The sequence below is a fragment of the Pseudomonas sp. GM21 genome, from assembly GCF_000282215.1.
In the GTDB taxonomy this organism is placed as follows: domain Bacteria; phylum Pseudomonadota; class Gammaproteobacteria; order Pseudomonadales; family Pseudomonadaceae; genus Aquipseudomonas.
Genome location: NZ_AKJS01000138.1, coordinates 64,649 through 71,173, shown reverse-complemented (window position 1 = coordinate 71,173; position 6,525 = coordinate 64,649). Strand labels below are relative to the sequence as shown.

4 protein-coding genes are annotated in these 6,525 nt (G+C 61.3%); all 4 read right to left on the bottom strand.

The window, feature by feature from the left end; all coding sequences use genetic code 11:
- Nucleotides 1-35 precede the first annotated feature (35 nt).
- The 4 genes from PMI22_RS07090 to betB all read right to left on the bottom strand — a co-directional run bounded on the left by PMI22_RS07090 (nt 36) and on the right by betB (nt 6,422).
- The gene (locus PMI22_RS07090; RefSeq protein ID WP_007947782.1) at nt 36-1,373 is read right to left on the bottom strand and encodes a TldD/PmbA family protein; all 1,338 of its coding nucleotides are present in this window, start codon (nt 1,371-1,373) and stop codon (nt 36-38) included.
- Nucleotides 1,373-2,815, bottom strand: a complete 1,443-nt coding sequence (locus tag PMI22_RS07095) for a TldD/PmbA family protein (RefSeq protein WP_007947781.1) — start codon at nt 2,813-2,815, stop codon at nt 1,373-1,375. The genes PMI22_RS07090 and PMI22_RS07095 overlap by 1 nt, the downstream gene beginning before the upstream one ends.
- 274 nt (nt 2,816-3,089) lie before the next feature.
- Entirely contained in the window at nt 3,090-4,793 is a 1,704-nt protein-coding gene (gene betA, locus PMI22_RS07100; protein WP_007947780.1) for a choline dehydrogenase, read from the bottom strand.
- Nucleotides 4,794-4,949: 156 nt separating this feature from the next.
- Nucleotides 4,950-6,422, bottom strand: coding sequence for a betaine-aldehyde dehydrogenase (gene betB, locus PMI22_RS07105; protein WP_007947779.1), 1,473 nt, complete (start codon nt 6,420-6,422; stop codon nt 4,950-4,952).
- Between the last annotated feature and the right edge of the window lie 103 nt (nt 6,423-6,525).

The following is a 6,525-nucleotide window of genomic DNA, read 5'->3' as shown; positions in this document are numbered from 1 at the left end:
GCCGAACGCAGGCTTCGCCAGCTGCTACAAGGTGTTTACAGCGTCAGCGTGAGTTTGCTGATCAGTGCGCCGGGCAACAACGCCGAAGCGGTCGCCCGCTGACTGTAGGTACTCGCCGACAGCAACAAATCACGCTCTTCGGTCAACGCCTCCAACTGCGAACCGAGCAAACTGTAGGCACTGTCATCAAAACGCATGGTGCTGACCGGCGCCTGAATCTCGCCGTTCTCGACCCAGAATGTCGCAAACCGCGTCATGCCGGTCATGCGTGCCCCCGGTTGGTCGGAGTAGTTCAAGTACCACAGGTTGCTGATGTACAAACCCGTGCCCAGTTGCTTGAGGATCTCGGCTTCAGGCAACGTCCCGGCCGCCATGTTCAATGCACTCGGCATTTCACCGCCGCCCGCCCCGTTGGCGCTCAAACCGTATTCGGCCGCGCTGCGTGAATTGACCATTTGTGCGCCGGCCCGGCCTTCGACGATCAACCCCAGATCACTGCGTGGATAGCCTTCGCCGGAGAAAGCCGGGCTCAGGGAGCCACTGACCTTTTCATCAATGGACACCTGCGCACTGAACGCACTGTCCCCCGCATAAAGCTTTTGCAGGGGACTGGTTTTGCTGGCAATCGACTGCGCCGAAAACCCGCCCCAGCACAGCATGCCCATGATTTCTTCGAGTGCCGCCGGTGCGAGGTAGGCGCGGTACTGACCCGGTGCCAAGGTGCGCAATGGCCGACCGAGAAACGCCAATTGCTCGCGTGCCAGAGCGAAGCGCTTGGCAAACCCTTCGCTGCTCCAGTCATGCCCGGCGTAGCTGGCTTTCACCGCTTGGCCATTTTCATGAAACAGGCTGAAGTCGAAGTTGAAACTGTTGGCCTGATGCCAGCCAAACGCCCCCGAGGAGCTGGCGAAACCACGACTGATCGGGCCTGCCGCGTAGAAACCCACCAGGTCCAGGCCTTCGGCGGCCTGAGTGATTTCAGCGACCACTTGCTCGGTGTCCGGCAGTGGATGCTCCTGCACATTCTTGCTCTGCCAACCGTTGTGGTTGAGCAGCAAGTACGGGTCCTGCGGTAGCAACGGCAGGATCGATCGCAACTGTTGCAGACCTTCGGCCAGACGCTGCACATCCACTTCCGGATCACCGGCCAGCGTGATGTCGAGGTCGGTGTGCCGGCCATCGTTGATCAGTTTGAAACCGACACTCGCCTGCTGCACCTGACCGGCCTGACGCACCTTGGCGTGGTTGAAGCGCACGAAGGCCGACGACTCGGCGGCGTAGCTGAGGGTGAACTGCTCCGGCTCGCGAATCGCCTCGCGCAGCCAGTTGACCAAGACCTTGAAAGACTCAGCCTGACTTTTTGAAGTGCTCATCAGGCATCTCCCCCAAACACATCAACGTTGCTGAACACACAGGCCGGCGAGGCGTGGCCGACACGGATCACCTGGTTCGGTTCGCCCTTGCCGCAGTTCGGTGTGCCCAGCACCTTGACGGTGTCGGCGTCGCCGACGGCGCTGAGGTTTTTCCAGAACTGGGCGGAAATCGCCCGGTAGTTGGGGTTTTTCACCACGCCTTTGAGTTCGCCGTTTTCAATCAACTGCGCCCATTCGCAGCCGAACTGGAACTTGTTACGTGCATCGTCGATGGACCACGAACGATTGGTCGACATCATGATGCCGTGCTCGATGTTGCCGATCAGTTGCGCCAGCGGTTGATCGCCGGGCTCGATATTGAGGTTGGCCATGCGGTCGATGGGTGGGCGGTTCCAGCCACAGGCGCGACTGTTGGCAACGCCGTTCATGCCGGCGCGAAATTGCGACAACGCGCCACCCAATGGGCGCAGCAGCAAACCTTCCTTGATCAGGAATTGCTTGCTCGCGGCGGTGCCGTCATCGTCATGGCCGTAGCTGGCGAGCTGTTCGGGGATGTCCGGGTCGAACGTCACATTGAGCAGTGACGAGCCATATTGCAGGTGACCGAAGTCTTCTGCCTTGACGAAACTGGTGCCGGCGTAATTGCGCTCGTCGCCGAGGATGCGGTCCAGTTCCAGCGGGTGACCGATGGACTCGTGAATCTGCAACATCATCTGGTCCGGCATCAACAGCAGGTCGCGCGGGCCTTGTGGGGTGTTCGGCGCCAGCAGTAATTGCAGCGCTTGATCTGCGACTTGCGGGCCGGCACCGATCAGGCCACAACGGCTGATCACATCGGCGCCGCCCTGTTGGCCGAAGTTCTCGCGGCCCAGGCTACGGGTCTGGCTGTCGCTGCCGTCGTAGGCGGTGACGTCGAGGCCAGGGTAGACGAAACGTTGCGCCTGGCGCAGTTCGGCGCCAGCGCTGTTGAGGTAGATCTGCTCGACGTGAGTGACGCCGATGCTCACTTGCCAGTTCACCAGTCGCTCGTCCTTGGGCACGGACGCGGATTCGGCGCCGAGCAATTGGTAGCAATCGCTCAGGGACGGGAAGGGCTGGTCGAGGTTCGGCGAAAAGTAGTCGGCGCGGTCGCTGGAGACGACTTGGTTGCGCAGGTCGAGCAAGGCGTGGGGCTTGAGTCGCCGAGCTTGTTGCTCGGCGCGGTCCAGCGCCGATTGCAGGCCTTGTTGCGACAGATCATTGGTCGCGGCGTAGGCTTCGACACCGTTGACGCGCACGGTCAGCATCGCGCCTTCGTCACGGCTCAGGCTTGGAGGTTCGGCGACGTTCTTGCGCACCGACAGGTACTGGCCGGACTCGCGCACATAACGCAGCGAAAAGAATTCAGCGCCCGTGCGCAAGGCAGCGAAGCGCTGCTTGAGCTGGGGGTGGAAATCGAACATTCAGGAACCTCCTTGGCATGGAGTGGCGGTGTTGCGGTACTGCGAGGGGGGTGAAACGTTTGCGTGGCGCTAGATTAGGCCTGCGCGGGGGGTAGGATCAAGCTTGGATCGGTGTAGGAAAGTATTACCGGGAGAGGTGTGGTGTTTTGGCTGGCCCCATCGCGAGCAGGCTCGCTCCCACATTTAATTTTGGGTGATCACAGATTATGTGTTCACCCAAGATCCCCTGTGGGAGCGAGCCTGCTCGCGATTGGCTGCGCCTCGGTGTGATGCCTTACTGAGCAGTAGCGCTCACATCCCGCATCGGCTTGCCCCGCACCGGTGCATCACCGGCCACGAAATAAGCAGCCTTGCTGCGCGGCAGCGGCTGGCGGCCACGGATCTTGTCGGCGATTTTCTCGGCGATCATGATCGTCGGCGCGTTCAGGTTGCCGGTGGTGATGATCGGCATGATCGAGGCATCGACCACTCGCAGACCTTGCATGCCGTGCACCCGACCTTCGCCATCAACCACGGCCATTTCGTCGGTGCCCATCTTGCACGAGCAAGACGGGTGGAACGCGGTTTCGGCGTGTTCACGGATGAACTTGTCGAGCTGCTCATCGGTTTGCACGTCGATGCCTGGGCTGATTTCGCGGCCACGGAAAGCGTCCAGCGCAGGCTGCTGCATGATTTCACGGGTCAGGCGGATGCCGTCGCGGAATTCCTGCCAGTCCTGCTCGGTGGCCATGTAGTTGAACAGGATGCTCGGGTATTCGCGCGGGTCTTTCGACTTCGCTTGAATACGACCCCGGCTTGGCGAACGCATCGACCCCATATGCGCCTGGAAACCGTGCTCTTTCACACCGTTGCTGCCGTTGTAGTTAATCGCGACCGGCAGGAAGTGGTACTGGATGTTCGGCCAATCGAATTCCGGACGGGTGCGGATGAAACCGCCGGCTTCGAACTGGTTGCTGGCGCCGATGCCGGTGCCGTTGAACAACCACTCGGCACCGATGGCTGGCTGGTTGTACCAAAGCAGCGACGGGTACAGCGAAACTGGCTGGGTGCAGGCGTATTGCAGGTACAGCTCAAGGTGATCCTGCAGGTTTTCGCCGACGCCTGGCAGGTCATGGACCACCGGGATGTCGAGTTTGCTCAGCAGTTCGGCCGGGCCGACACCGGAGCGTTGCAGGATCTGCGGCGACGCGATGGCGCCGGAACACAGCAGCACTTCCTTGCGGGCGCGGACTTCAACACGTTCTTCAGCGGCGCCGATCAGGTAACGCACGCCGACCGCACGCTTGCCTTCGAACAGGATCTTGTCGGTCAGGGCGTGGGTGACGATGGTCAGGGTCGAACGCTTCTTGGCGACGTCCAGGTAACCGCGAGCGGTACTGGCGCGACGGCCCTTCGGCGTCACGGTACGGTCCATCGGGCCGAAGCCTTCTTGCTGGTAACCGTTCAAATCTTCGGTGCGCGGGTAACCGGCCTGCACGCCCGCTTCGACCATGGCGTGGAACAGCGGGTTGTTGCCGGCTTTGGGCGTGGTCACGCTGACCGGACCTTCGCCACCGTGATAATCGTTCGGGCCGATGTCGCGGGTTTCGGCTTTGCGGAAATACGGCAGGCAGTTCAGGTAATCCCAGTCTTCCAGGCCTGGCAGTTTGGCCCAGTTGTCGTAGTCCATCGCGTTGCCACGGATGTAGCACATGCCGTTGATCAGCGAGGAACCACCCAGGCCCTTGCCGCGACCGCATTCCATCCGGCGACCGTCCATGTGCGGCTCTGGATCGGTTTCGTAGGCCCAGTTGTAGCGACGGCCTTGCAGCGGGAACGCCAGGGCCGCCGGCATTTGCGTGCGGAAGTCGAAACGGTAGTCGGGGCCGCCCGCTTCGAGCAGCAGGACAGTGACGCCTTCGTCTTCAGTCAGACGGGTCGCCAGGGTGTTACCGGCCGAGCCGGCACCGATGATGATGTAATCGAATTCTTGGGACATTGAATGCACCCTCTTTGAAGTTGGTCAGGTCACCTGTAGCAGCTGCCGAGGCACGAGGCTGCGTTGGGTTGCGCAGCGACCCCTTTGAGGGCGGTCCTGCGGACGCGCAACGCAGCCTCGTGCCTCGGCAGCTGCTACAGGGTTTTCGGGTGTGCCTTAGAACACCGAGGCGTAATCGCCCAGTTCGACCTGTACCGATTTGATGCGGGTGAAGTTGTTCAGCGAGCTGATGCCGTTCTCACGGCCAACACCTGACTGCTTGTAGCCGCCGACCGGCATCTTCGCGTCGGACTCGCCCCAGGCGTTGATCCAGCAGATACCGGCTTCCAGTTGATGAATCACGCGGTGGGCGCGGTTCAGGTCCTTGGTGACGACGCCAGCGGCCAGGCCGAAGTCGGTGTCGTTGGCACGGCGGATCACTTCTTCTTCGGTTTCGTAGGTCAGGATGCTCATCACCGGGCCGAAGATTTCTTCGCGAACGATGGTCATCTCGTCGGTGCAGTCGGTGAACACGGTCGGGGCCACGAACGCGCCTTTGGCGAATTCGCCGTCAGTCATACGACCTCCGCCGCACAGCACGCGAGCGCCTTCTTCTTTACCTTTGGCGATGTAGCCCAGCACGCTTTCCATGTGGGCGAAGCTGACCAGAGGACCGAAGTTGGTGTTCTCGTCTTCCGGATTGCCAACGCGGATGCGCGCAACGCGTTCAACGATCTTGGCTTCGAAGGCGGCTTTCAGGTGGCTCGGTACGAACACGCGAGTGCCGTTGGTGCAGACCTGACCGGAGCTGTAGAAGTTGGCCATCATTGCGGTGTCGGCGGCGCGATCGAGGTCGGCGTCGTCGAAGATGATCAGCGGGGATTTGCCGCCCAGTTCCATGGTCACGTCTTTCAAGGACGAAGCGGAAGCGCTGGCCATGACTTTCTTGCCGGTGTCGGTGCCGCCGGTGAAGGAGATCTTTTCGATGCGTGGGTGCTCGGTCAGCCAGGTGCCGACTTCACGGCCGCTGCCGGTCAGTACGTTGAACACACCCGCCGGCAGGCCGGCTTCGGTGTAGATCTCGGCCAGTTTCAGGGTCGTCAGGGAAGTGACTTCGCTTGGCTTGAAGATCATCGCGTTACCGGCCGCCAGGGCCGGTGCGGATTTCCACAGGGCGATCTGGATCGGGTAGTTCCACGCGCCGATACCGGCCACGACGCCCAGTGGTTCGCGACGGGTGTAGACGAAGGAGGTGGTGCGCAGCGGGATCTGCTCGCCTTCTATGGCCGGAACCAGGCCTGCGTAGTATTCCAGCACGTCAGCACCGGTGACGATGTCGACGTAACGGGTTTCGGAGTACGACTTGCCGGTGTCCAGGGTTTCCAGGGCGGCCAGTTCATCGTTGCGCTCGCGCAGGATGTCGACGGCACGGCGCAGGATGCGCGAACGCTCCATGGCGGTCATTGCCGCCCAGATTTTCTGGCCCTTTTCGGCACTGACTACTGCGCGCTCAACGTCTTCTTTGGTCGCACGTTGTACTTTTGCGAGGACTTCACCGTTAGCCGGGTTGATGGCTTCGAAAGTGGCGTCGCTGCTGGCGTCAGTGTAGCCGCCATCGATGTAGAGTTTTTGCAGTTCGAAACGGGCCATAAAGTCCTCGCAAGAGCATAAGTGGGTTGGCGGTAACCACTGGACGTGCCGTGAAGCATTGGCGACGCTGGTCAGTGGCGGTTCGGGGGTTGAGCGTTTATGT